Source organism: Streptomyces sennicomposti (genome assembly GCF_019890635.1).
Classification (GTDB): Bacteria; Actinomycetota; Actinomycetes; order Streptomycetales; family Streptomycetaceae; genus Streptomyces; species Streptomyces sennicomposti.
Map to the genome: position 1 here is coordinate 33,631 of NZ_JAIOAB010000032.1, position 21,772 is coordinate 55,402.

Annotated in this window: 22 protein-coding genes; 12 read left to right on the top strand and 10 right to left on the bottom strand. The window is 75.2% G+C overall.

The genetic code is table 11. The annotated features are described in order from the left end of the window. Positions 1–103: 103 nt before the first annotated feature. Positions 104–697 carry a DUF309 domain-containing protein gene (locus K7787_RS18860; protein WP_223002273.1) on the top strand — a complete coding sequence of 198 codons (594 nt, stop codon included), beginning with the start codon at positions 104–106 and terminating at the stop codon, positions 695–697. Between the two features lie 91 nt (positions 698–788). Further along, on the top strand, positions 789–1,559 hold the full coding sequence (gene cobF / locus K7787_RS18865; RefSeq protein WP_223002274.1) for a precorrin-6A synthase (deacetylating): 771 nt from the start codon (positions 789–791) through the stop codon (positions 1,557–1,559). A gap of 191 nt (positions 1,560–1,750) precedes the next feature. Here cobF and K7787_RS18870 read toward each other — a convergent pair whose 3' ends face one another. From K7787_RS18870 to K7787_RS18880, 3 genes are all read right to left on the bottom strand, one after another. Beyond that, positions 1,751–2,593, bottom strand: a complete 843-nt coding sequence (locus K7787_RS18870) for a polysaccharide deacetylase family protein (protein ID WP_223002275.1) — start codon at positions 2,591–2,593, stop codon at positions 1,751–1,753. 171 nt (positions 2,594–2,764) lie between these two features. Further along, the gene (locus K7787_RS18875) at positions 2,765–3,772 is read right to left on the bottom strand and encodes a DMT family transporter (protein ID WP_223002276.1); all 1,008 of its coding nucleotides are present in this window, start codon (positions 3,770–3,772) and stop codon (positions 2,765–2,767) included. Positions 3,773–3,782: 10 nt separating this feature from the next. Continuing rightward, on the bottom strand, positions 3,783–4,631 hold the full coding sequence (locus tag K7787_RS18880; protein WP_223002277.1) for an SDR family NAD(P)-dependent oxidoreductase: 849 nt from the start codon (positions 4,629–4,631) through the stop codon (positions 3,783–3,785). A gap of 291 nt (positions 4,632–4,922) precedes the next feature. Here K7787_RS18880 and K7787_RS18885 point away from each other — a divergent pair, with 291 nt between their 5' ends. After that, positions 4,923–6,110 carry an MGDG synthase family glycosyltransferase gene (locus K7787_RS18885; protein ID WP_223002300.1) on the top strand — a complete coding sequence of 396 codons (1,188 nt, stop codon included), beginning with the start codon at positions 4,923–4,925 and terminating at the stop codon, positions 6,108–6,110. Positions 6,111–6,225: 115 nt separating this feature from the next. On the opposite strand, the gene K7787_RS18890 is transcribed toward K7787_RS18885, so the two are convergent. Next, the gene (locus tag K7787_RS18890) at positions 6,226–6,696 is read right to left on the bottom strand and encodes an RpiB/LacA/LacB family sugar-phosphate isomerase (RefSeq protein ID WP_164391239.1); all 471 of its coding nucleotides are present in this window, start codon (positions 6,694–6,696) and stop codon (positions 6,226–6,228) included. A gap of 185 nt (positions 6,697–6,881) precedes the next feature. Next, positions 6,882–8,015, bottom strand: coding sequence for a serine/threonine-protein kinase (locus K7787_RS18895; RefSeq protein ID WP_223002278.1), 1,134 nt, complete (start codon positions 8,013–8,015; stop codon positions 6,882–6,884). Between the two features lie 296 nt (positions 8,016–8,311). Here K7787_RS18895 and K7787_RS18900 point away from each other — a divergent pair, with 296 nt between their 5' ends. Next, positions 8,312–8,500, top strand: coding sequence for a hypothetical protein (locus tag K7787_RS18900; RefSeq protein ID WP_037726222.1), 189 nt, complete (start codon positions 8,312–8,314; stop codon positions 8,498–8,500). 96 nt (positions 8,501–8,596) lie between these two features. Here K7787_RS18900 and K7787_RS18905 read toward each other — a convergent pair whose 3' ends face one another. Both K7787_RS18905 and K7787_RS18910 read right to left on the bottom strand, forming a co-directional pair. Continuing rightward, a complete protein-coding gene (locus tag K7787_RS18905; RefSeq protein WP_223002279.1) occupies positions 8,597–10,105 on the bottom strand; it encodes a long-chain-fatty-acid--CoA ligase in 1,509 nt (502 codons plus the stop codon). A 165-nt stretch (positions 10,106–10,270) separates the two neighbouring features. Further along, entirely contained in the window at positions 10,271–11,458 is a 1,188-nt protein-coding gene (locus K7787_RS18910) for a thiolase family protein (protein ID WP_223002280.1), read from the bottom strand. 183 nt (positions 11,459–11,641) lie between these two features. Between K7787_RS18910 and K7787_RS18915 the strand changes: the two genes are divergently transcribed. From K7787_RS18915 to K7787_RS18935, 5 genes are all read left to right on the top strand, one after another. Next, positions 11,642–12,457, top strand: coding sequence for an alpha/beta hydrolase (locus tag K7787_RS18915; protein WP_223002281.1), 816 nt, complete (start codon positions 11,642–11,644; stop codon positions 12,455–12,457). 281 nt (positions 12,458–12,738) lie between these two features. Continuing rightward, on the top strand, positions 12,739–12,996 hold the full coding sequence (locus K7787_RS18920; protein WP_164388582.1) for a WhiB family transcriptional regulator: 258 nt from the start codon (positions 12,739–12,741) through the stop codon (positions 12,994–12,996). After that, positions 12,993–13,475, top strand: coding sequence for a Dps family protein (locus K7787_RS18925; protein WP_019985535.1), 483 nt, complete (start codon positions 12,993–12,995; stop codon positions 13,473–13,475). The genes K7787_RS18920 and K7787_RS18925 overlap by 4 nt, the downstream gene beginning before the upstream one ends. A gap of 73 nt (positions 13,476–13,548) precedes the next feature. Next, positions 13,549–13,896 carry a DUF3140 domain-containing protein gene (locus K7787_RS18930; protein WP_009191693.1) on the top strand — a complete coding sequence of 116 codons (348 nt, stop codon included), beginning with the start codon at positions 13,549–13,551 and terminating at the stop codon, positions 13,894–13,896. Beyond that, positions 13,893–14,564, top strand: coding sequence for an HhH-GDP family DNA glycosylase (locus K7787_RS18935; protein WP_009191692.1), 672 nt, complete (start codon positions 13,893–13,895; stop codon positions 14,562–14,564). The genes K7787_RS18930 and K7787_RS18935 overlap by 4 nt, the downstream gene beginning before the upstream one ends. An 84-nt stretch (positions 14,565–14,648) precedes the next feature. Here the strand turns inward: K7787_RS18935 and K7787_RS18940 are convergent, their stop codons facing one another. Beyond that, entirely contained in the window at positions 14,649–15,548 is a 900-nt protein-coding gene (locus K7787_RS18940; protein ID WP_223002282.1) for a Cof-type HAD-IIB family hydrolase, read from the bottom strand. Positions 15,549–16,017: 469 nt separating this feature from the next. On the opposite strand from K7787_RS18940, the gene K7787_RS18945 reads away from it, so the two are divergent. Genes K7787_RS18945 through K7787_RS18955 form a run of 3 tightly spaced genes read left to right on the top strand, consistent with a single transcriptional unit; the run spans position 16,018 to position 19,202 of the window. Next, a complete protein-coding gene (locus tag K7787_RS18945; protein WP_223002283.1) occupies positions 16,018–17,421 on the top strand; it encodes a type I glutamate--ammonia ligase in 1,404 nt (467 codons plus the stop codon). After that, positions 17,421–18,650, top strand: coding sequence for an amidohydrolase family protein (locus tag K7787_RS18950; protein WP_223002284.1), 1,230 nt, complete (start codon positions 17,421–17,423; stop codon positions 18,648–18,650). The genes K7787_RS18945 and K7787_RS18950 overlap by 1 nt, the downstream gene beginning before the upstream one ends. 24 nt (positions 18,651–18,674) lie before the next feature. Beyond that, the gene (locus tag K7787_RS18955; RefSeq protein WP_019985540.1) at positions 18,675–19,202 is read left to right on the top strand and encodes an NUDIX hydrolase family protein; all 528 of its coding nucleotides are present in this window, start codon (positions 18,675–18,677) and stop codon (positions 19,200–19,202) included. A gap of 194 nt (positions 19,203–19,396) precedes the next feature. On the opposite strand, the gene K7787_RS18960 is transcribed toward K7787_RS18955, so the two are convergent. Together K7787_RS18960 and K7787_RS18965 are read right to left on the bottom strand one after the other, a co-directional pair. After that, positions 19,397–20,101: a response regulator gene (locus K7787_RS18960; protein WP_247721055.1), complete on the bottom strand. Its 705-nt coding sequence runs from the start codon at positions 20,099–20,101 to the stop codon at positions 19,397–19,399. Next, a complete protein-coding gene (locus K7787_RS18965) occupies positions 20,098–21,531 on the bottom strand; it encodes a sensor histidine kinase (RefSeq protein WP_223002285.1) in 1,434 nt (477 codons plus the stop codon). The genes K7787_RS18960 and K7787_RS18965 overlap by 4 nt, the downstream gene beginning before the upstream one ends. Positions 21,532–21,772: the final 241 nt, after the last annotated feature.

Below are 21,772 nucleotides of genomic sequence, written 5' to 3' on the forward strand. Positions count from 1 at the left end.
TCGCGGTCACGGCGGGGTGAACCGCGTGATCGCGCGAACGTCACTTTACCGCACGTCCGGGGCCGGGCCGAAAGGGGCGCGGGGCCAGGGGGACAATCGGCGTATGAGCAGCACATCCTCCAGGCGGCCCGACGGCGCGCGGGACCGGGACGGCGAGGGGCGGGCGCGCAACGCCCGGCCGCGCGACGGACTCGGGCGCCCCCTGCCCTACGGCGCCGACGGCGTACCCCGGCAGCCCGAGGGGGTGGTGCGCACGCCTCCGGAGACGGTGGCCGAGGCGCAGGCGCTGCTGGACGCAGGGCGGCCGTTCCACGCGCACGAGGTCTTCGAGGACGCCTGGAAGTCGGGTCCGGAGATCGAGCGCACCCTGTGGCGCGGGCTGGCGCAGCTGGCCGTCGGGCTCACCCACGCGGCCCGCGGCAACACCACCGGCGGCGCCCGGCTGCTGCGGCGCGGGGCGGGAGCGGTGACGCAGTGGACGGCGGAGACCGGGGTGCGCGCTCCGCACGGCATGGACACGGGCGGGCTGGTCGCCTGGGCCCGGGAGCTGGCGGACGCCGTCGAGGACGGCACCGCCGGGACCGTGGACGCGGCCGCGCGGGCGCCCCGGCTGCGCGGCGGCTCGGGCACTTCCGGCGACTCCAGTGGCTCTGGCACTTCCGGCGGCTCCGGCGGCTCCGGCGGCTCCGGCGGCTGACGGTTCCCCCGGGGCCGAGCGGGCGGGAGCGTCTCGCGGTCGGTGCCGCACCGGTGTACGCCCCGTCCGCGCCGTACGGCAGACTCGGGGCGTGCGAAAGATCCATGTCATCGGCATCGGTGCGGGCGACCCCGACCAGCTCACCCTCCAGGCGGTCAGGGCGCTGCGCGACACGGACGTGTTCTTCGTCCTGGACAAGGGCGAGGTGAAGTCGGACCTCGTACAGCTGCGCCGGGACATCCTGGAGGCGCATGTGCCGGCGGGGACGTACCGCGTGGTCGAGGCCCGGGACCCGGAGCGGGACCGGGCGGCGGACGGCGCCGGCTACTCCCCCGCCGTCGGGGACTGGCGCAGCGCCCGCGCGGATGTCTACGAGCGGCTGATCGCCGGGGAACTGGACGCGAACGGGCGCGGCGCGTTCCTGGTGTGGGGCGATCCGTCCCTGTACGACAGCACGCTCGGGATTCTGGAGGAGGTGCTGGACCGGGGCTCGGTGGCGTTCGAGTACGACGTCGTGCCCGGCATCAGCAGCGTCTCCGCGCTGGTGGCCCGGCACCGTACGGGGCTGAACCGGGTCGCCCGGCCGGTGCAGATCACCACGGGACGGCGGCTGGCGGAGGGGTTCCCGGAGGGCGTGGACGACGTGGTGGTGATGCTCGACGCCCACCAGGTCTTCCGGCGGTACGCCGATCAGGACATCGACATCTACTGGGGCGCCTACATCGGCACCCCGGACGAGATCCTCGTCTCGGGGCCGATCGCGGAGGCGGGCCCCCGGATCGAGCGGCTGCGCGCGGAGGCGCGGGAGCGGAAGGGGTGGGTCATGGACACCTATCTGCTGCGCCGTCGGCCGAAGGAGTAACGGCCGGCGGAGTAAAAGGCGTAAGCAGTACGGCGTGGGGACGCGGGAGGGGTAGGGGGCGGGGCGGCCGTCGGGTGCGTGTCGGGTCTTCCGGGGGCCGGAAGCGCCGGACGCGGGTCGGTGGTCGGCTTTCCCTGATGCCGGACGCCGGGCGCGGCCTGGCGGGTGTCTGCTGCGCGTCGCGTCCCGTGTCAGCACGGCTCGGCCGCGGGTGTGGCCGCGTGGGGTGTGTGGTGCTGGATCTCATGCCGGTGCGGCCGCCGGTCGGGGGTCCGTGCGGGCCGGTTCCGGCCGACCTCGTGGTCGGACAGCGGGCCCACCTCCCAGCCGGCGTCGCGGCAGGCGGTCACCAGGGCGGGCAGCGCGCCGAGGGCCGCGTGCCAGCAGCCGGGCGCGGAGGCCCGGTCGGAGTCGTGCAGCAGGACCGTGCCGCCGCCGCGCACGTCCGCACCGAGCGTGGCCTCGACCGAGGCGGGCGTGGCCTCCGCCGTCCAGTCCCGGCCCCAGGCGGTCCACAGCACCGGACGCAGACCGAGCCGCCGGGCCGCCGCCCAGCGGCCGCCGGTGAGGATGCCGTAGGGCGGCCGGTACCAGACCGGGCGGGTCCCCGTGACCTCGTGCACGGCGCGCACCGCCCGCGCGGTCTCCCTGAGGTCGCGGCCGGGTGCGGGCAGCCAGGGGCGGCTGTGGGTCCAGCCGTGCACGCCGAGTTCGTGGCCCCGCCCGGCGATGTCCCGGGTGAGTTCCGGATGGCGGACGGCGCTCTCACCGAGGACGAAGAAGGTGGCGCACACGCCGAGCCGGTCGAGTTCGTCCAGGAAACGGGGCGTGGACGCGGGATCGGGGCCGTCGTCGAAGGTGAGCGCCACATGAGCCGGGTGGCCGAGGCCGGCCAGGCGCGGAAGGCAGACGGAGCGGAAGCGGGGCAGCCAGGTGGCGGCCGGGACGATGTGCGCGGCGATGACGGCGGCGAGCGGCGCCAGGGCCGCCGCGACCGTCCGCGCGGTGCCGCCGCCCGGTGCTGTTCCTCCCACTGTCTGCTCCCCTCTGCTCCGCTCCGGTCGGAGCTTCGCTGTTCCAGTCGGAACTTCACTGCTCCGGTCCGGGCTCTCTGTTCCGGTTTCCGGGCTTCTCTGTTCCGGTCCGGGCTTCTTCGGTGCCGGTCCGGGCTGTTCGGATGTCGTTCAGGTCCGTTCGGATGTCGTTCAGGCCCGTTCGGGTGTCGCTCGGGTGCTCTCGGTCGCGGCCGGTGCTTCGCGGCGTCGTCCGTCCCGCCCGGCCACGGGGCGAGAGGTCGGCGCGGGTCGGGCGTCCCACTCGCCCGAGACCTCGGGGCAGCGGGCCAGGCCGACCGTGCCCGCCGCGATCAGGGCGACGCCGGCCGCCTCGGGCAGGACGCGCGCGCCCAGCGCGATGTGCTCCCCGAACAGCGCCCAGCCGAGCGCCGTGCTGGTCAGCGCGTCCCCCAGGGTGAGCGCGGGCTGGGAGGCGACCAGGGTGCCGGCGCGGAAGGCGCACTGGAGCAGCCCGAAGGCGGCGAGGCCGGTGACGGCGGTGGCGTACGTCGTCCAGTGCGCCGCCAGTGCCGCCGGGCCCTCGGGAATACGTCCCGTGACCTCCTTCAGGAGCGCGGCCGTCGCCGCGAACAGCACGGCGGAGGCCACGCCGAGGACGGCGGCCCGGGGCGCGGCGCGGACGAACCTTGCGACCACGGCCAGGACGAGCACCGCGCATCCCACGCCCACGGCGACCGGGAACCAGCGGGACGCGTCGGCGGTGGCCCGCCCGGCGGACGGGGCGGCGGCGCCGAGAAAGAGGGCGAGGCCTGCGGCCAGCGCCAGGAAGGACAGCCAGGTGGTCCGGCCCGGGCGGCGGTGGAAGGCGGCCCCGCCGATGGCGAGCATGAACAGCAGTTCGCTCGCCAGCAACGGCTGGACGACCGAGAGGCTCCCCACGGCGAGCGCGGCGGCCTGCGCCACGGCGGACCCGGCCAGCAGCCCGGCCCCGGCCAGCCACGACAGCCGCCGATCACGACGGGACGGGCCGGACGGCTCGTCAGCACTGTCCGGACCGTCCGGACCGTCCGGGTCGTCCTTCGGTTCCGTCGCCGCATGCCCCTGCCCCGGCTCCATCGCCGCGCGCCGCATCAGGACCGAGGCGGCGGCGTTGGCGCAGGCGGCGAGCAGGGCGAGGAGGACGGTGAGCGCGTTCACCCCGCTCCTCTCAGCCGAAGCGCGAGGCGAGCCGGCGGTACAGGGCGGGGGCCGCGCCGCGCACCCGGCCGGGGACCCGCGTCCAGCCGGGCACGTACACCTCGTCCCGGCCGCGCGCGACCGCCTCCCACACCGCGTCGGCGACCCGGCCGGCCGGGACGGGCTTGGGCCGGGAGCGCCGGTAGGGCACGCCGCGGCGGTCGAAGAACGGGGTGTCCACGACGCCGGGCACGACATGGCTGATGCCCACCCCGGTGCCCCGCAGTTCGTAGCGCACGGCGTCGGCGAAGGCGCTCAGCGCGGCCTTGGTGGCGGAGTAGACCGCCTCGTCGCGCACCCCGACCGTGCCCGCCAGGGAGCCGATGATGACCACGCGGCCGGCGCCCTGGCCGACCATGGCGGGCAGCAGCAGCCGTACGAGCCGCAGGGTGGCGAGGACGTTGACGTCGAACATCTCGTCGATGGTGTGCTGCGGCATGGTGTGGAACGGTCCGGCCCAGCCGATGCCCGCGCCGGCCACCAGCAGGTCCACCCGGCCGACGCTGTCCAGTGCGAACTCGGCGAGCCGGTGCTCGGCGTCCGGCCCGGACAGATCCGCCGGATAGGCGAGCGCGGAGGTGCCCCGGGCGACTTCCTCCAGTCGGGTGCGGTCGCGTCCGTTGAGGACCAGGTGCCAGCCGCCCTCCGCGGCGAGCCGGCGGGCGACGGCCGCGCCGATCCCTGAGGAGGCGCCGGTCACGAGCGCGCCCCCGCCGAGCGGTGTGCCGTCGGCCGCGTGGCGGCGCGAGGTGCGCGCCGCCGCCGGGGCCTCGACCGGGGTCCTGGAGCCTGACCGGACGCGGGAAGGGGCTTGGGACATCGGAGCGCACCTCTGGGTCGACGGTGACCGTGGGCCGCCGGTGCGGCCCCGGCGGTCCGGGACGGCCGTGCCGGGGGTGAGGTATCCCGGGGGCCGGAACCGAAACGCTGGAACGGTCGGGGTTGCGGGGCTGTTCGTTTGACTGCGCTGGGTGAGGGTTACTCACTTCCAGTGTCGTCCCAAACACCCGCGCCGCCACCCCTGCCCGCCGCCCGGGGCCCCCGGAGGGAACAGGCGTACGACCAGTCGTCCGACTCGGAGGCCGCACGGCTGCTGATCGTCAGCGCGAGCATGGGCTCGGGACATGACACGGTGGCCGCGGAGCTGGCGCGCCGGGCCCGCGCCGCCGGCAAGGAGGCGCAGGTCGTCGATGTGCTGGCCCTGCTGCCGTACGGCCTGGGGGACGGACTGCGCGGTTTCTACCAGACCGCCGTCCGGCACTGTCCATGGGTCTACGCGGGCATCTACGACTTCTTCCTGAGGCCGGGCACCCGCCCCCGGCCGAGCGGCACCCCGCTGGCCCGGCTGGCGAGCGGCCGGCTGCTGCGGCTGGTGCGCGAGACGCGCGCGGACGTCGTCGTGCCCGTCTTCCATCTGGCGGCGCAGCTGACCGGGCATCTGCGGGCCCGCGGGGCGCTGCGGGTGCCCAGTGCGGTGGTCGTGGTGGACTTCGCGGTGCACCGGCAGTGGCTCCATCCGGGCAACGACCTGCATCTGTGCGTCACGGACGAGGCCGCCGACGAGGTGCGCAGCGCGCTCGGCCGACCGGCGGAGGCGCCGGGTCCGGTGGTGGCTCCGGACTTCTTCGGCACCGGGCCGGGGGCGGCCGGGTCGGGTGGTGTCGAGCCGGGGGCGTCGGAGGCTGGGACGGTCGGGTCGGGGGCGGTCGGGTCGGGGGCGTCCTGGGCTGGGGCGGGCGGGTCGTGGGCTGGGGCGGGCGGGTCGGCCGGGTGGCCGGACCGGTTCGAGCGGTTCGGTGGTGGGCGGCCCGCCGTGCTGCTGTCGGCGGGCGCCTGGGGCGCGGGGGCGGATCTGGCGGGCACCGCCCGGCTGCTGGCCGGGCACGGTTTTCTGCCGGTCGTGCTGTGCGGGCGCAACGAGCGGCTGCGCCGCGCCCTGTCCGCCGTGCCCGGCGTCCTCACCCCCGGCTGGGTGACGGACATGCCGGAACTGCTGCGCGCGTGCGCCGCCCTGGTGGACAACGCGGCCGGGCAGACCGCCGTGCAGGCCCTCGCCGCGTCGCTGCCGGTCGTCGGATACCGGCCGCTGCCCGGGCACGGCGCGGAGGGCGTACGCCGGATGGCGGCACTCGGGGTGTCCGACCACGCCCCGGACGAGGCCGCCCTGCTGCGGTCCCTGTCCCGCCTCACGACGGACGGCCCGGAGCGCGCGCGGCGGATCGCGGCCGGGCACGCGCTGTTCCGCGGGGACGCGCTGACCCACGTCGTACGCGCCGGGACGGCCGGCGGACCTTCGTAAATCCGCAAGGACCCGCAAGCCTGTAGCTCCACGGCCCCGCAGGCCCGCCGCCCTCTAGCCCACAGCCCCCCAGCCCCGCAGCCCCGCAGCCCCGCAGCCCCGCAGCCCCAGGACCCTACGAACGCCCCGTACGGTCCTCGTCCCTGCGGGCGTCCATGCGGGCGATCCGGGCGACGTTCTCCCGGTCGTCGCTGTCCTGGCTCGGCTCGGCGGCGAACCAGGCGTCGAGTATCTCGGTCAGCAGCGGCTCGGAGGTCAGACGCAGGCCGAGGGCGAGGACATTCGCGTCGTTCCAGCGGCGTGCGCCGTCGGCCGTGTAGGCGTCGGTGCACAGGGCGGCGCGTATGCCGGGCACCTTGTTGGCGGCGATGGACGCGCCGGTGCCGGTCCAGCAGCAGACCACGGCCTGGTCGGCCCGGCCGTCGGCGACGTCCTGGGCCGCGGCCTGCGAGCACGCCGCCCACTGGGGGTCGGCGCCGGGCCGCAGCGCGCCGTGGGTGATCACCTCGTGGCCGCGTTCGCGCAACCGGGCCACCAGGGCTCGGGCCACGGGTTCGTCCATGTCGGAGGAGACGGAGATCCGCATGTCCCGGAGCGTAACGCCCGACGCCGGGGCGTCGACACCTCTGAACTCCCAGGGTCCGGAGGCGACCAGGCACCGGGCCGGCACAGGACCCGGACCCGTGCAGGAACCGGACCGTTGCAGGAACCGGACCGTTGCAGGACCCGGACCGGCGCAGGACCCGGACCGGCGCAGGACCCGGACCGTTCCTAGAACAGGTTCATGCCGAGGAGCAGCGCGCAGACGAACAGGGCCGCGCCGCCGAGGACGGCGAGGACTCGGAAGTGGCGGCGCACCGAAGTGCGCACGCCCGGGCGGCGCGGGGCCACCCGGTGCACGCTCGTGCTCCAGCCGGTGTCCGGCCCGGACGTCGCGGGCGTGGCGGGGCCTTGGTCCGGGGCGCCCTGGTGGAGCGCCGGTCCGGCGGACGGCTGCTGCGCGCCCCGGTGGCGGCCGGGTCCCGTGTTCCGCCGGCCCGTCTGCCGGTACGGCTCGACGGCGTCCGGCAGCTCCGGCGGCAGCGGTTCGGGTGCGCCGCGCCAGGCGCCGCTGCGGAACCAGTCCGCCGCCTGCCGGGCGGTGGGGCGGTCCTCGGGGCGCTTGGCGAGCATACTCAGCAGATACGCCTCGAAGGCGGGCGGCAGCGCGGCGCCCCGCTGGTGCGGCGGGACGGGCGGGGCGTCGACGTGCTGGTAGAGCAGCGCGGTCGGGGTGTCGGCCTCGAAGGGCGGGTGGCCGACGGCCAGCTGGTAGAGGACGCAGCCGAGCGAGTACATGTCGGAGGCGGAGGACGCCGGGGTGCCGATGGCGCGTTCGGGCGCCAGGTACAGGCCGGTGCCGACGATCTGGCCGGTGGTGGTGAGGCCGGCGGAGGGGTCGTCCACGAAGCGGGCGATGCCGAAGTCGGCTATGCGTATGGTGCCGTGGCGGTCGCTCAGCAGGTTGCCGGGCTTGACGTCGCGGTGCACGATGCCCTGTTCGTGTGCGGCGGCGAGCCCTTCGGCGGCCTCCTGGGCGACCTGGGCCAGCCGGTCGGCGTGCAGCGGGCCGCCGCCGGTCAGCTCGGCGGCGAGGCTGCCGCCGTCGACCAGTTCCATGACGAGGAAGCAGCGGCCTTCCCAGGTTCCGAAGTCGAGGGTGCCGACGACGTTGGGGTGGTTGAGCCGGGCGGAGGTCTGCGCCTCCAGCCGGAACCGCGCCTCGGCCGACGCGTCGGCCACGTCGTTCAGCAGCACCTTGACCGCGACCGGCCGGCCGAGCACCTCGTCCTGGGCGTGCCAGACCTCGCCCATACCGCCGCGCCCGATGACCGTGTGCAGCCGGTACCGATCCGCCACCAGCACCCGTAGACCGCCTCAATCCCCGAAGTCCCACCCTCATGACCGCGCCCCCGGTGACGGGCGCGGCGGCAGCCGGACACCGCTTCCGGGTCGCGGCAACCGGCCCATCTTAACGATCACTTGGCGTGCCGCCGACCGTCGCCTCGCCTCCGGTACGGCGGCCTGCGGGCGTTCGGTGCGCCCCACTGAACCCTTATGAGTGAAAAGCAGGAAGTCGCTTCTCGTACAAATATGTAGAACTGATCATGTATGTCATCGTCGCCGTACCCGCTGATCCGCACGGGAAAGGGAGGACGATCTTGGACCCATTGACCTGGCTGCTCATCCCGTTGGCGACCGTGTTCATGGCGAGCGTGTGGAGTTGCTGCGCCGGGCGCTCGCGGCGTACCGACGTCTGGTCGGACGTGCAGCGCTACGACCAGGTGCGGGCGGCGCTGGAGCGCGCCGCGAACTCCGAGGTGCCGGTGGGCTCCGCCTCGCGCGGCTGAACGGCTGCCGCCCGCCTCGGCGCTCTGTCCCGGGTGCGGGTCCGTGGGGGCCGGGCGCGCGGTTCCCCGCGCCCCTCCCGGGGCGCGGTCACCGCCTCAGGCCCCGTACCTGGCCCGCAGCTCGCGCTTGAGGACCTTCATGCTCGGGCCGAGCGGCAGGGCGTCCACGAACTCCACGCGGCGCGGGTACTTGTGCCGCCCCAGCCGCTCCTTGGACCACGCGGTCACCTCGTCCGGGTCGGCCGGTGCGCCCGGCGCGGGGACGATCACCGCGCACACCTCCTCGCCGTGCAGTTCGTCCGGCAGGCCGATGACGGCCGCCTGGCCGACGCCGGGGTGGCGCAGCAGCACCTCCTCGACCTCGCGCGGATAGACGTTGTAGCCGCCGCGGATGATCACGTCCTTCTTGCGGTCGACGATCCTGAGGAAGCCCTCGTCGTCCTTGGTGCCGAGGTCGCCGGTGCGGAACCAGCCGTCGACCAGCGCCTCGGCTGTGGCCTCGGGGCGGCCGAGGTAGCCGGAGAAGACGTTGTGGCCGCGGATGACGACTTCGCCGAGTTCGCCGGGCGGCAGCAGTTCGACGCGGTCCTCGGTCTCGGCGCGGGCGATCTCCACGTCCACGCCCCACAGCGGGTGGCCGATGGTGCCCGGCTTGGTTCCGAACCAGGGCTGGTTCACGCTGGCCGTCGGGGAGGTCTCGGACAGGCCGTACCCCTCGTAGATCGTGGCCCCGAACGCCGCCTCGAAGCGTTCCAGCACCGCGACCGGCAGAGAGGCGCCGCCGGACACGCACACCCGCAAATCGGGCAGCGTGTCGGCGTCGGCCGCCGCGGCGGCGAGCGAGACGAACATGGTCGGCACGCCGTGGAAGGTGTTGACGCCCTCCTTGACCATCAGCTCGATGGCGCGCGCCGCGTCGAAGCGGGGCAGCAGCACGAGGGTCGCCCCGGCCCGCCAGGTGGAGTTCATGGAGACGGTCTGGCCGAAGGCGTGGAAGAGGGGCAGGGCGCCGAGCGCGATGTCGTCGGGGCGGATGTCGTTGGCGTCGAAGGCGTTGACGGTGGCGTTCATCACCAGGTTGAAGTGGCTGAGCACGGCGCCCTTGGGGACGCCGGTGGTGCCGCTGGTGTAGAAGACGACGGCCGGGTCGTCGGCGGCGCGGGTGAGGTAGGACGGCAGCGGTTCGGCCTCGGCGGCGAGCTTGTCCAGCTCCGCGCCGAGGGTGACGACCCGGACCCCGACGGCGTCCGCGGCGGCGCCGCCCGTGGCCGCCTGGGCCGGGTGGCACAGCAGCAGGCCGGCGCCGCTGTCCTTCAGGACGTGCTCGACCTCCGCCGCCGACAGCAGCAGGTGCACCGGGACGACGACCGCGCCGGCGGCGACGATCGCGTAGTACGCCAGCGGGAACTCGGCGGTGTTCGGGGCCATCAGCGCGACCCGGTCCCCCGGTCGTACGCCGAGTTCCACCAGGGCGCCGGCCTGTGCGCGGGCCCGCCGCCACACCTGGTCGAAGGTGAGCCTCAGATCGCCTTCGACCAGGGCGGTGCGGTCGGGGCGGCGCTTGGCGTTCTCGGCGAGGATCGCGGCGACGGAGAGGGTTGCCATGGAGGGGTACTTCCTTTGGTGCGGCTTCGTTGCGGCTCGTGGTCGTGCTGGTCCTTGTGGGACGCCCCCGTCGGCGTACGTACCCGTGGGTATGGGCTGTACATACTGGTACGTACAGGTCTACATACTGGTACGTACAGGTCCTGTACGTACCAGTATGTGCGGCTAGTGCTGTTCGACGAGTACGGCGGTGCCCTGGCCGACCCCGACGCACATCGTGGCCAGGCCGCGGGCCGCGCCGGTGCGGCGCATGCGGTGCAGCAGCGTGGTCAGGATGCGGGCGCCGGAGCAGCCGAGCGGATGGCCGAGGGCGATCGCGCCGCCGCTCGGGTTGACCAGGTCCTCGGCGATGCCGAGCTGGTCGACGCAGGCCAGGGCCTGGGCGGCGAACGCCTCGTTGAACTCGGCCTCCTCGACGTCCCCGACGCTCCAGCCCGCGCGGGCGAGCGCCTTGCGGGTGGCGGGGACCGGGCCGAGGCCCATCACGTCGGGGTGGACGCCCGCGGAGGCGCCGGCGACGTAGCGGCCGAGGGACTCCAGGCCGAGGTCGTTCAGGGCCTCCTCGCTGACCAGCAGGAGGCCGGCGGCGCCGTCGTTCATCGGGGAGGCGTTGCCCGCGGTGACCGTGCCGCCGGCGCGGAAGACGGGCTTGAGGCGGGCCAGCTTGTCGTAGGAGGTGTCCTCGCGGACGCACTCGTCGCTGTCCACGACGGTGCCGTCGGGGCGCTCGACGGGCAGCAGCTCGTCGTCGAAGTGGCCGTCCTTGCGGGCCTGTGCGGCCAGCCGGTGGCTGCGCAGCGCGAACTCGTCCTGGCGTTCGCGGGCGATGCCGTGCCGGGCCGCCACCTCCTCGGCGGTCTCGCCCATGGCCAGCACGCCGTGCAGGTCCTTCATGGCCGGGTTGACCAGGCGCCAGCCGAGCCGGGTGTCGAACGTCTCCATCCGGTGCGGCAGTGCCTCGTCGGGGCGGGGCAGGACGAAGGGGGCGCGGCTCATGGACTCGGAGCCGCCGGCGAGCACGACGTCGGCCTCGCCCGCCGCGATGGTGCGGGCGGCGGCGGTGACGGCCTCCAGACCGGAGGCGCACAGCCGGTTGACCGTGGCGCCCGGCACGGACTCGGGCAGACCGGCGAGCAGGACGGCCATCCGGGCGACGTTGCGGTTGTCCTCGCCCGCCTGGTTGGCGGCGCCCCAGTAGACGTCGTCGATGCGCGCCGGGTCCAGCGCGGGCACGTCGGCGACCAGCGCGCGGACGACCTGGGCGGCCAGGTCGTCGGGGCGGATGCCGGACAGGGCCCCGCGCAGCTTGCCGATCGGGGTGCGGCGGGCGGCCGCGAAGTGGACGGGGCGCACGACAGAACTCCTCAGACGGCTCACACGGCCTCGCACGGATGATTCACCGGCACTGCCAATCATTAATTAGCACTGCTAGTTTTGGACTATAGACCTCGGACCCGCCCCCTGGGAAGATCCCCCTGTCCGGCCCCTCGGGAAAAGGTCCCTCGCCGGGCGCCCGCCGCGCAGCAGGAGGAAGACATGGCCGACGCCCGCTCGCACGTCCTCGCCGGAACCCGGGGCGCCCTCCACGTCCACGAGTGGCCGCACCCCCGCCCGCGCTACGCCGCCCTCCTCGTCCACGGCTACGGCGAGCACGGCGGACGCTACGCCGGGGTGACCGGCGTCCTCGGGGCGCACGGCGCGGTGGTGTACGCGCCCGACCACACGGGCCACGGCCGGTCGGCCGGTGAGCGGGTGGTCGTGGCGGACTTCGAGGACGTGGTGAGCGATGTGCACACGGTCGCCGACCTCGTCCGGGCCGCGCACCCGGGGCTGCCGCTGGTGCTGGTCGGGCACTCCATGGGCGGGCTGATCTCCGCCCGCTACGCCCAGCGCCACGGCGAGGAGCTGACCGCGCTGGTGCTGTCGGGGCCGGTCGTCGGGAACTGGGAGCTGCCGGGCCGGCTGCTCGCCCTGGACGAGATCCCGGACACGCCCGTCAGCCCGGCCGCGCTGTCCCGGGACCCGGCGGTCGGCGCGGCGTACGCGGCCGACCCGCTGGTGTGGCACGGGCCGATGAAGCGGCCGACGCTGGAGGCGTTCGAGCGGACGCTCGAGACCGTGGCCGCGGGCGGGAGCGTCGGGGCGCTGCCGGTGCTGTGGCTGCACGGCGACGACGACCGGCTGGTCCCGCTCGCCGCGAGCCGGGTCGGCGTCGAGCGGCTGACCGGGGCGGACGGGGACCTGACGGAGCACGTCTATCCCGGCGCCCGGCACGAGGTGTTCGAGGAGACGAACCGGGCCGAGGTGTTCGCGGACCTGACCGAATTCCTGGACCGGGTCCTGCCCCGCTGACACCGGCCGGGGGCCGTACCAGGCCCGGCGCGCTGACATGAGCCGGGGCCGTGCCCGGCCTGCCACGCTGACACCGGCCGGGGCCGTGCGGGGCCCGGCGCGCTGACATGAGCCGGGGTCCGGACTCGGCCTGGCGCGCCCGGCGTCAGTCGGGCCTCCGGCCAGGCCAGGCCTGGTACGTCGGCATGGTCCGGGCGATTCCCCGGCCGGCCCGGCGCGCGGACCGGCGCCGGGCACGTCCGCCCTGTTTGCGGCCGTCGGCACCGGGCACCCGCGCGTCCATGGAGTGGTTGCGCAGTGCCGCCTGCGTGGGCGAGGACCCCGAGCTGTTCTTTCCCGTGGGCGCCGTCGGACCGGCGCGGCGGGAGATCGCCGCGGCCAAGCGCGTGTGTGCCCGCTGCCCCGTGCTCACCCAGTGTCTGTCCTTCGCGCTCGGCAGCGCGCAGACCGCGGGTGTGTGGGGCGGGATGTGCGAGGAGGAACGCGTCGCACTGCTCCGTACCGCCCAAGACGATGCCACAAGGAGAACCACCGTATGACTGTCGTGAAGAGCACGATTTCCGACTCCGCCCTCCAGGTCACCGGGGACGCGTTGCAGAACACCCTCGTGGATCTTCTCGGGCTTTCCCTGATCGGCAAGCAGGCGCACTGGAACATCGTGGGCCCCCGGTTCCGCTCCATCCACCTGCAGCTGGACGAAGTCGTGTCCGCGGCCCGCGAGTTCGCCGACACGGTGGCCGAACGCGCCGCCGCACTCGGCGTCTCCCCCGACGGCCGGCCGGAGACGATCGCCTCGGCGTTCACCCTGCCCGGCCCGAAGGACGGCTGGGTGCGCGACTCCGACGTGGTCCAGGTGATGGTCGAGTCCCTGGAGGCCGCGATCGTACGGCTGCGCGAGCGCATCGAGGCGACCGACAAGCCCGACCCGGTCACCCAGGACCTGCTGATCTCCATCACCGCCGAACTGGAGAAGCAGCGCTGGATGTTCGCGGCCGAGAACGTCTCCCGCGAGGGCTGACGGCGTACCGCGCCCGCCGGTCCGGGCGGGGCGCACGGCCCGTCGCACCGCACCACGAACGAAAGGGGCAGAGATGACCGACGCCCTCGAACTCGACGCGCTGTGGGAGGACTTCCACCGCGTGGTGAACATGACCTCGCAGGAACTGGCCGCCTGGCTCAGGGTCCGGGACGCCGACGAGGACACCGAGCCGCTGCCCGACGACGCGGGCAGTCCCACCGGGCAGCATGTGCTCGCCATTCTCCAGAAGCGGCGCACCGACCTGACCGACGACGACCTCCGGGTGATGCGGAAGGTCGTCGACACGGTCACCTCCCAGGTGGACCTGGAGAACGAGCCCGAGCCCGAGGACGCCGGGGACACCGGCCGCCGGCACCGGCTGATGACCATCGGCCACGACCCGCTCAAGGCGAGCCGGTGACCGAGGGCAGCGACGGCGGCCGCGGGGACCGGAACGGCGGCCGGGTGCTGCACGAGCTGGTCGAGGCGCACGGCGAGACGTTCGCCGAGGAGGCCGGCATCACGCTGAAGGACACCCCGCAGCCGCTGTACCGGCTGCTGGTCCTCGCCGTCCTGCTCAGCGCCCGCATCCGCGGCTCGGTCGCCGTGGCCGCCGCCCGCGAGCTGGCCGAGGCCGGGCTGCGCGATCCGCGCCGCATGGCCGACGCCGACTGGCAGGAGCGCGTGGACGCGCTCGGCCGCGGCGGCTACCGGCGCTACGACGAGCGCACCGCCACCCAGCTCGGCGAGGGCGCCGAGCTGGTCCTGGACCGCTGGGGCGGCGATCTGCGCCGGCTGCACCGGGAGGCGGACGGCGACGTGGGCACGCTGCGCGATCTGCTCCAGGAGGTGCCCGGCCTGGGACCGGCCGGCGCGGACATCTTCCTGCGCGAGGTCCAGGACGTGTGGCCCGAGCCCGCCCCCTATCTGGACGCGAAGGCCCTGTCCGGCGCCGAGCGGCTGGGACTGCCCAAGGACCCCGGCCGGCTCGTCGACCTGGCCGGCGACACCCCGCCCGCCCATCTCGCGGCGGCGCTGGTGCGCGCGGCCCTGGACAAGAAGATCGCCGACTCGGTCGCCTCCGGGTGACCGTTCCCCCTCGCCCGCCTCCGGGTGACCGTCCCTCCTGAGACCGCCTCCGGGTGACCGCTCACCCCGGAGGCGGTGCTGCGCTCAGCGCGGCAGGTCCAGCAGGCGGGCGATCGTGCGCAGGACGCCGTCGTCGTTGTTGGACGGGGCCAGGTGGCGGGCACGGCGGACGACCTCCGGGTGGGCGTTGGCCATGGCGAACGACCACTCGGCGGCGTCCAGCATCTCCAGGTCGTTGAGGTAGTCGCCGAACACCAGGGTCTGCGCGGGCGTGATGCCCGTGGCCCGCTGGAGCCGGCGCAGGGCGGCGCCCTTGTCGGCGGTGCGGTTCATGACGTCCACCCAGTGCTCGCCGGAGACGACGACCTTGTGGGTGGCGGCGAACGGCTCCAGGGCGGGCGCCGTGCTCCGCTCGGCCGGCCCGAAGTCGAAGAGGGCGACCTTGACGACGTCGTCGTCGATCTGGGTCGCGTCGGCCACCACCCGGTGCTCCACGTAGTACTTGCGGACCTCCGCGAGGAAGGCCTCGTCGCCGCGTTCGACGTAGGCGGACCGCTTGCCGCAGACCACGGCGCCCGCGTCCGTGCCGTCCGCCACCAGATCCCGCGCCGCCCGCACCAGGCGCCGCGCGACGGCCGGGTCCATGGGGTCCGAGCTGAGTTCCTCCCCGTCCCGGACGACGTAGGCGCCGTTCTCCGCGATGAACACCATGCCCTCGTCCGCGCCCGCGAACTCCTTGGCGAGCGTCGCGTACTGGCGTCCGCTGGCGGGGCTGAACAGCACCCCGCGGCGGCGCAGCTCGGCCAGCGTGGACCACAGGCCCTCGGGAATCCGCTTGGCGTCGTCGAGGAGGGTGCCGTCCATGTCGGTGACGATCAGCCGGATGTCGGCGGGACCGTCGGGAACCGGGGAGTCGGCGGGCTGCGGGCCCGGGACGGTGGTGGAGGCGGGGCCGGTCAGCAGGGGCGGTGGGGTGCTGGGCATGTCCTGGTCTCTGTGCGGGGCGCGGCGGCGCGCCGGGGGCGGGCGGGGCGGGTCCCGGTGCCGTGGCACGGTCCTCGCCGACCTTCGAGGCAAACACGTCGGACCGCCCGGGGGCAAACGCGTCGGGCCGCCCCGGGCCGGAGCCGTCACCGTCCCGGGGGCGAACGCGTCCGGTCGCGCCGGGTCGGAACCGTCATCGCCCCGGGGCGAACGCGTCCGGTCGCGCCGGGTCGGAACCGTCACCGCCCCGGGGCGAACGCGCCCGCCGGAAAGGCACAGGCCCGGCGGGGTCGAGTCCGCCGATTCCCGGGACACGCTGATCATCGGGCGGCACAATGGGCGGCGTCGGCACGACGGACCCGAGAGCGACGACAGCCACGCGAGCGACGCACGCGAGCAACGACGGACCCGAGAGCACCTGGAGCGCGGACGTGACCGAGAGCCACCCCCTGCCGGGCGGGGAGGACGTATGACCACCCTCGCCGATCCCGTACCCGGCGGCCGTCCCGGCGATGTCGAGCGGGCCACCGCGCTCGGCGGCGAACTGGCCGGACGGGGGGTGCACGGCGTCGTCCTGTCCTACGTCGACACCGCCGGCATCACCCGGATCAAGACGATCCCGGTGGCGAAGCTCCCCGCGGCGGCGGCCTGGGGCGTGGGCATGTCGCCGGTGTTCGACACCTTCCTGGCGAACGACGCGATCGTCGCCACCGACGTCCTCGGCTCCCCCGACGGCGATCTGCGCCTCTACCCGGACCTGGACCAGCTGGTCGCCCTGGCCGCGCAGCCCGGCTGGGCGTGGGCGCCGGTGGACCGGATCACCCAGGACGGCGAGCGGCACCCCGGCTGCTCCCGCACCTTCCTGCGCCGGATCACCGCCGCCGCCGAGGAGCGCCACGGCGTCGCCTTCAAGGCGGCCGTCGAGATCGAGTGGTCCGTCGGCGCGGACACGACGCCGACGGACCGTTTCGAGCCCGTGGCGACGGGACCGGCGTACGGGGCGGCGCGCCAGGTGGAGCTGAGCGACTTCCTCGCCGAACTCCTCGCGGCCTGCGCGGCGCAGGGCGTGGACGTCGACCAGGTCCATCCCGAGTACGCGGCGGGGCAGTTCGAGATCTCGGTCGGTGCGCTGGACCCGGTGGCGGCGGCCGACCGCAGCGTGCTGGTGCGCCAGACCGTCCGGGCCGTGGCCCGGCGGCACGCGCTGCGGGTCTCGTTCGCGCCGGCGGTGCGCGGCGAGGGCGTCGGCAACGGCGGCCATGTCCACCTGTCCGCCTGGCGCGACGGCGCGAACCTGTACTCCGGGGGCGCGGGACGGCACGGGATGACGGCCGACGCGGAGGCGTTCACCGCCGGGGTGCTGGCCCGGCTGCCCGCGCTCACCGCCGTGACCGCGCCGAGCCCGGCCAGCTATCTCCGGCTCAGGCCGTCCCAGTGGGCGGGCGTGTTCACCGCGTGGGGCCTGGAGACCCGCGAGGCGGCGCTGCGCGTCGTCACCGGCACCCGCGGACTGCGCGACCAGGCCGCCAACCTGGAGATCAAGCCGGTCGACCTCGCCGCCAACCCGTACCTGACGCTCGGCTGTCTGATCGCGGCCGGACTGGACGGCATGGCGTCGTCGACGCCGCTGCCCGAGGAGATCACCGGCGACCCGGCGCGGTTCGACGCGGCGGAGGCCGCGAAGCGGGGCGTACGGCGGCTGCCGGTTGGGCTGCCGGAGGCCGTGGCCGCGTTCCGCGAGGACGCGCTGCTGCGGGACGCGCTCGGGCCGGTGCTGGCCGACGCGGTGACCGCCGTGCGGGAGGGCGAGAGCGCGGCCGTGGCCGGGCTGGACGACGAGCAGATCGCGGCGGCCTACCGCTGGAAGTACTGATGGCCGATCCGGTGGACGAGCTGCTCGCCGGGCTGCCGCTGGTGGACCACCACTGCCACGGGGTGGTCACCGCCGACCTCGACCGCACGGGCTTCGAGTCACTGCTCACCGAGGGCGAGGCGTGGCCGGACAGCGGGATCTCGCTGTTCGACACGCCGGTCGGAGCGGCCGTGCGCCGGCACTGCGCCCCGGTGCTCGGCCTGCCCCGGCACGCCCCGGCCGGCGACTATCTCGCCCGGCGGGCGGAGCTGGGGGCGCGCGAGGTGAACCGGCGGTTCCTCGCCGCCGCGGGCGCCGCCGTCCTCTGCGTCGACACCGGCTTCGACTCCGGCCGCCTGACCAGCCCCGCCGAGCTGGCGGAACCGGCCGGGGCGGCGGCGTACGAGGTCGTACGGCTGGAGAGCGTCGCCGAGGCGGTCGCGGCGGGCGGGGTGACGGCCGGGGAGTACGGGGCGGCCGTGCGCGCCGCCGCCGAGGACGCCGTACGGCGGCCGGGCGTCGTGGCGGTGAAGTCGGTGGCCGCCTACCGCACCGGCTTCGCCCTGGACCCGGCCCGCCCCTCGGCCGCCGAGGTCGCGCGGGCGGCGGCCGGCTGGCTCGCCCGCCCCGGCGCCCGCCTGGCCGACCCGGTCCTGGTACGGCACCTGCTGTGGACCGCCGTCGAGCTGGGCCTGCCGCTGCAACTGCACACCGGGTTCGGGGACGCCGACCTGCGGCTGCACCACGCCGATCCGCTGCTGCTGACCGACTGGCTGCGCCTGACGGCGGGCACGGTCCCGGTGATGCTGCTGCACTGCTGGCCCTACCAGCGGCAGGCCGCCTATCTCGCCGCCGTCTTCGAGCAGGTGTACCTCGACGTCGGCCTCGCCCTGCACCACGTCGGTCCCGCCCGGTCCGGCGCCGTGCTGGCGGAGGCCCTGGAGATCACCCCGTTCCGCAAGCTGCTGTACAGCTCCGACGCGTACGGCCTGGCCGAGTTCCACCACCTCGGCGCGGTGGCCTTCCGGCGGGGCCTCGCGGAGCTGCTGGCGGACCGGGTGGCCGCCGACGAGCTGAGCCGGGCCGACGCGGAACGGATCGCGCGGTGGACGGGGCGGGACAACGCGCTGCGGGTATACGGCCTCACGGACCCCGCGGACTCCCGGGGCTCCGGGGGCCTGACGGACTCCGGGGGCCCTGCGGCCACCGCCGCACCCGCCGCACCGGTTCCGCCCATGGAGAACGACTGAAAGTATGATCAAGCAATGTCTGACATGACCGAGACCACGCCCGGTTGGCTGAGCACGGACGAGCTGGAGTCGGCCCGCGCCCGGATGCCGATCCTGTACGTCGAGGCGGTTCCCGTGCGCGTCGACGACAGCGGCGAAGTGACCAGCATCGGCCTCCTGCTGCGCATCGGCCCGGACGGAACGGTCAGCCGGACCCTGGTCTCCGGCCGGGTGCTGCACCACGAGCGGGTGCGGGACGCGCTGCTGCGCCATCTGGAGAAGGACCTCGGTCCGGTGGCGCTGCCCCGCGTGCCCGCCTCGCTGCAGCCGTTCACCGTGGCCGAGTACTTCCCGACGCTCGGCGTCACGCCGTACCACGACCCGCGCCAGCACGCGGTGTCGCTCGCCTACATCGTGCCGGTCACCGGCGACTGCCGGCCCCGGCAGGACGCGCTGGACCTCGTGTGGTTCAGTCCGCAGGAGGCCGTCTCGGAGGCGGTGCAGAGCGAGATGCCCGGCGGGCACGGGGTGCTGCTGAAGCAGGCGCTGGCGCATGTGGGGTGCGTGGGCTGACGGCTGTCGGCGAACGGCTGGGCTGTCGGGGAACGGCTGACGGCTGTCGGCGAGCGGCTGTGCTGTCGGGGAACGGCTGACGGCGAGCGGCTGACGGCTGTCGGCGAGCGGCTGACGGCTGTCGGCGAGCGGCTGACGGCCGTTCGCCGAGACCTCGCCGCGGCTCCGGTAGCCCCCGCGCGCGCCTCCCCCGCTCACGGCAGCAGGCGCTGCTCCTTGGCGACGGCCACGGCGCCCGCGCGGGTGTCGACGCCGAGCTTGTCGTAGATGCGCCCCAGATGGGTCTTGACCGTCGCCTCGCTCAGGAAGAGGGCCTTGGCGATGTCCCGGTTGGTCAGGCCGCGGGAGAGCTGGCCGAGGATGTCGCGCTCGCGGTCGGTGAGCGTGGGGCGCGGGCTGCGCATCCGGGCCATGACCCGGTGGGCGACGGGCGCGGACAGGGCGGTGCGGCCGGCGGCGGCGCTGTGGATCGCCGTGAACAGCTCGTCGGGGCGCTCGGCCTTGAGCAGATAGCCGGTGGCGCCCGCCTCGATCGCGCGGGTGATGTCGGCGTCGGTGTCGTACGTGGTGAGGACCAGTACGTGGACCGAGCCGCCGGAGGCCGCGGTGATCCGGCGGGTGGCCTCGACGCCGTCCATGCCGGGGCCCAGTTGCAGGTCCATCAGCACCACGTCCGGGGCGAGCTTCGCGGCGAGCGCGACGGCCTCCGCCCCGCTGTCCGCCTCCCCCACCACCGCCACGCCCGGATCGCTGCCGAGCAGGGCGCGCAGTCCGGCGCGGACCACGGCGTGGTCGTCGCACAGCACCACCCGTACCGGCGGGGTGGTCTCGGCGGGTACGGCGGGTTCGCCGGGGCCTGTGGGGTCGGTGGGGTCGGTGGGTCCGGTGGTGGGGGTCATGGGGCGGTGGACTCCGGGGTGCTGGGGGCGGCGGGGCGGAGCGGGACGGCGGCCGAGACGACGGTGCCGTCGCCGGGCGCGGACTCGACGGTGAGGGTGCCGCCGAGCCGGCGCACCCGGGCCCGGATCGCGGGCAGGCCGTGTCCGCGGACCCCGGCGGCGCGCTCCGGCAGGGCGGCCGGGTCAAGGCCCCGCCCGTCGTCGGCGATGTCCAGCCGTACCTCGTCCTCCAGGTAGGTGAGGGTGAGGGCGGCCCGGGTGGCGCCGGAGTGCTCGCGGACGTTGGCGAGGGCGCCCTGCGCGATGCGCAGCAGCGCCGACTGGACCCGGTCGGGCAGGCCGGGCGTCCCCGGGGCGCCGTCGATCAGGCAGGTCACGGTGCGTTCGGCCGTGCTCTCCCGGGCGGCCAGGCCGCGCAGCGCCGCGTCCAGGCCGCCGCCTCCGGCGAGGTCGGCGGGCGCCAGGTCGTGCACGAAGCGGCGGGCCTCGGCGAGGCTGCTCTCGGCGATGCCGGCGGCGGTGCCGACGTGGGCCCGCGCGCGTTCGGGGTCGGTCTCCCACACGCGCTCGGCGGCCTGGAGGAGCATCCGCTGGCTGGACAGGCTCTGGGCGAGGGTGTCGTGGATCTCCATGGCCAGCCGCTGCCGTTCGGCGAGGGTGCCCTCGCGGCGTTCGGTGGCGGCCAGTTCGCGGCGGGTGCGCACCAGGTCGCGGATGAGGGCGGCCTGGCGTGCCGCCTGCCGGTCCATGTGGGTGAAGACCGCGGTCGCGAGGACGGCGACGGCCGGCGGACCGACCACCAGGTCCACGTCGAGCCGGTCGGCCAGCCGCAGTTGCGCGACGACCACGAAGACGGTGAACAGCGCGACCAGGGTGTAGGCGGCGCGGGTCGGCAGGGTGCGCAGCGCGGTGTAGAAGAGCGGTACGGCGCACCAGGCGAAGCTGGGGGCGAGGGCGACGAGCACGGCCCATACGGCGACGAGCGCGCCGAGCCGGAGCAGGACGGGGAGGGGCGGGAGCCCTTGGGGTGCCGGGGTGCGGGTATCCGCAGGGTGCGTCGGCGGCAGGGGTGCGCCAGCCGCCGTGCGTCGGCCGATGACGTACAGCGCGGCGAGCGCCCCGGCCAGGGCCAGGACGGCGGGCTCCTGCGGCTGGTCGCCGTGCCGCTGGACGTAGCGGGCCAGGGCGGAGCCGAGCAGCAGGAAGAAGGCGAGGTGGACGACGAAGGCGAGGCGGTGGGCCTCGGCGCCTGCCGGTGACCGGGGCGTCTGGCCGCCTGCCGACGACTGGGGTGTTTGGCCGCCGGCCGGCGACTGGGGCGTCTGGCCGCCTGCCGACGACTGGGGTGTTGCGCCGCGGGCCGGTGGCCCGGGCGCTTCCTCGGCGGCGGTGTGCGGGACGCCCGGGGAGGGGCGGCTCGTGGACGGCATGGGTGCTCCTCCCCGGCCGGGACGTGCGTACGGTCATGGCTGCCGCCCGGCGGCGGCCCCCGGCCGGCGCCGTGGGCGCCTGGTGTGCCGTACGAGCCGGGTGGGCCGGGCGTGCCCTGCCATTGTCGCCCGGGCGCCGGGCCGGGGGGTCAACCGTTCGGATGACCCCGCCGTCGTCCGTCCCGGTCGCCGGGACCAGCCGGTACGCCGACGGGTGCGCGCCGCTTACGGGCCGAGGCTG

What these genes read in the sequence shown, in the direction of transcription:
- K7787_RS18860 (WP_223002273.1), top strand. Translation starts at nt 104, where the DNA reads ATGAGCAGCACATCCTCCAGGCGGCCCGACGGCGCGCGGGACCGGGAC.
- K7787_RS18880 (WP_223002277.1), bottom strand. Translation starts at nt 4,631, where the DNA reads ATGTCCCAAGCCCCTTCCCGCGTCCGGTCAGGCTCCAGGACCCCGGTC.
- K7787_RS18885 (WP_223002300.1), top strand. Translation starts at nt 4,923, where the DNA reads ATGGGCTCGGGACATGACACGGTGGCCGCGGAGCTGGCGCGCCGGGCC.
- K7787_RS18890 (WP_164391239.1), bottom strand. Translation starts at nt 6,696, where the DNA reads ATGCGGATCTCCGTCTCCTCCGACATGGACGAACCCGTGGCCCGAGCC.
- K7787_RS18905 (WP_223002279.1), bottom strand. Translation starts at nt 10,105, where the DNA reads ATGGCAACCCTCTCCGTCGCCGCGATCCTCGCCGAGAACGCCAAGCGC.
- K7787_RS18915 (WP_223002281.1), top strand. Translation starts at nt 11,642, where the DNA reads ATGGCCGACGCCCGCTCGCACGTCCTCGCCGGAACCCGGGGCGCCCTC.
- K7787_RS18920 (WP_164388582.1), top strand. Translation starts at nt 12,739, where the DNA reads ATGGAGTGGTTGCGCAGTGCCGCCTGCGTGGGCGAGGACCCCGAGCTG.
- K7787_RS18925 (WP_019985535.1), top strand. Translation starts at nt 12,993, where the DNA reads ATGACTGTCGTGAAGAGCACGATTTCCGACTCCGCCCTCCAGGTCACC.
- K7787_RS18930 (WP_009191693.1), top strand. Translation starts at nt 13,549, where the DNA reads ATGACCGACGCCCTCGAACTCGACGCGCTGTGGGAGGACTTCCACCGC.
- K7787_RS18940 (WP_223002282.1), bottom strand. Translation starts at nt 15,548, where the DNA reads ATGCCCAGCACCCCACCGCCCCTGCTGACCGGCCCCGCCTCCACCACC.
- K7787_RS18945 (WP_223002283.1), top strand. Translation starts at nt 16,018, where the DNA reads ATGACCACCCTCGCCGATCCCGTACCCGGCGGCCGTCCCGGCGATGTC.
- K7787_RS18950 (WP_223002284.1), top strand. Translation starts at nt 17,421, where the DNA reads ATGGCCGATCCGGTGGACGAGCTGCTCGCCGGGCTGCCGCTGGTGGAC.
- K7787_RS18955 (WP_019985540.1), top strand. Translation starts at nt 18,675, where the DNA reads ATGACCGAGACCACGCCCGGTTGGCTGAGCACGGACGAGCTGGAGTCG.
- K7787_RS18960 (WP_247721055.1), bottom strand. Translation starts at nt 20,101, where the DNA reads ATGACCCCCACCACCGGACCCACCGACCCCACCGACCCCACAGGCCCC.
- K7787_RS18965 (WP_223002285.1), bottom strand. Translation starts at nt 21,531, where the DNA reads ATGCCGTCCACGAGCCGCCCCTCCCCGGGCGTCCCGCACACCGCCGCC.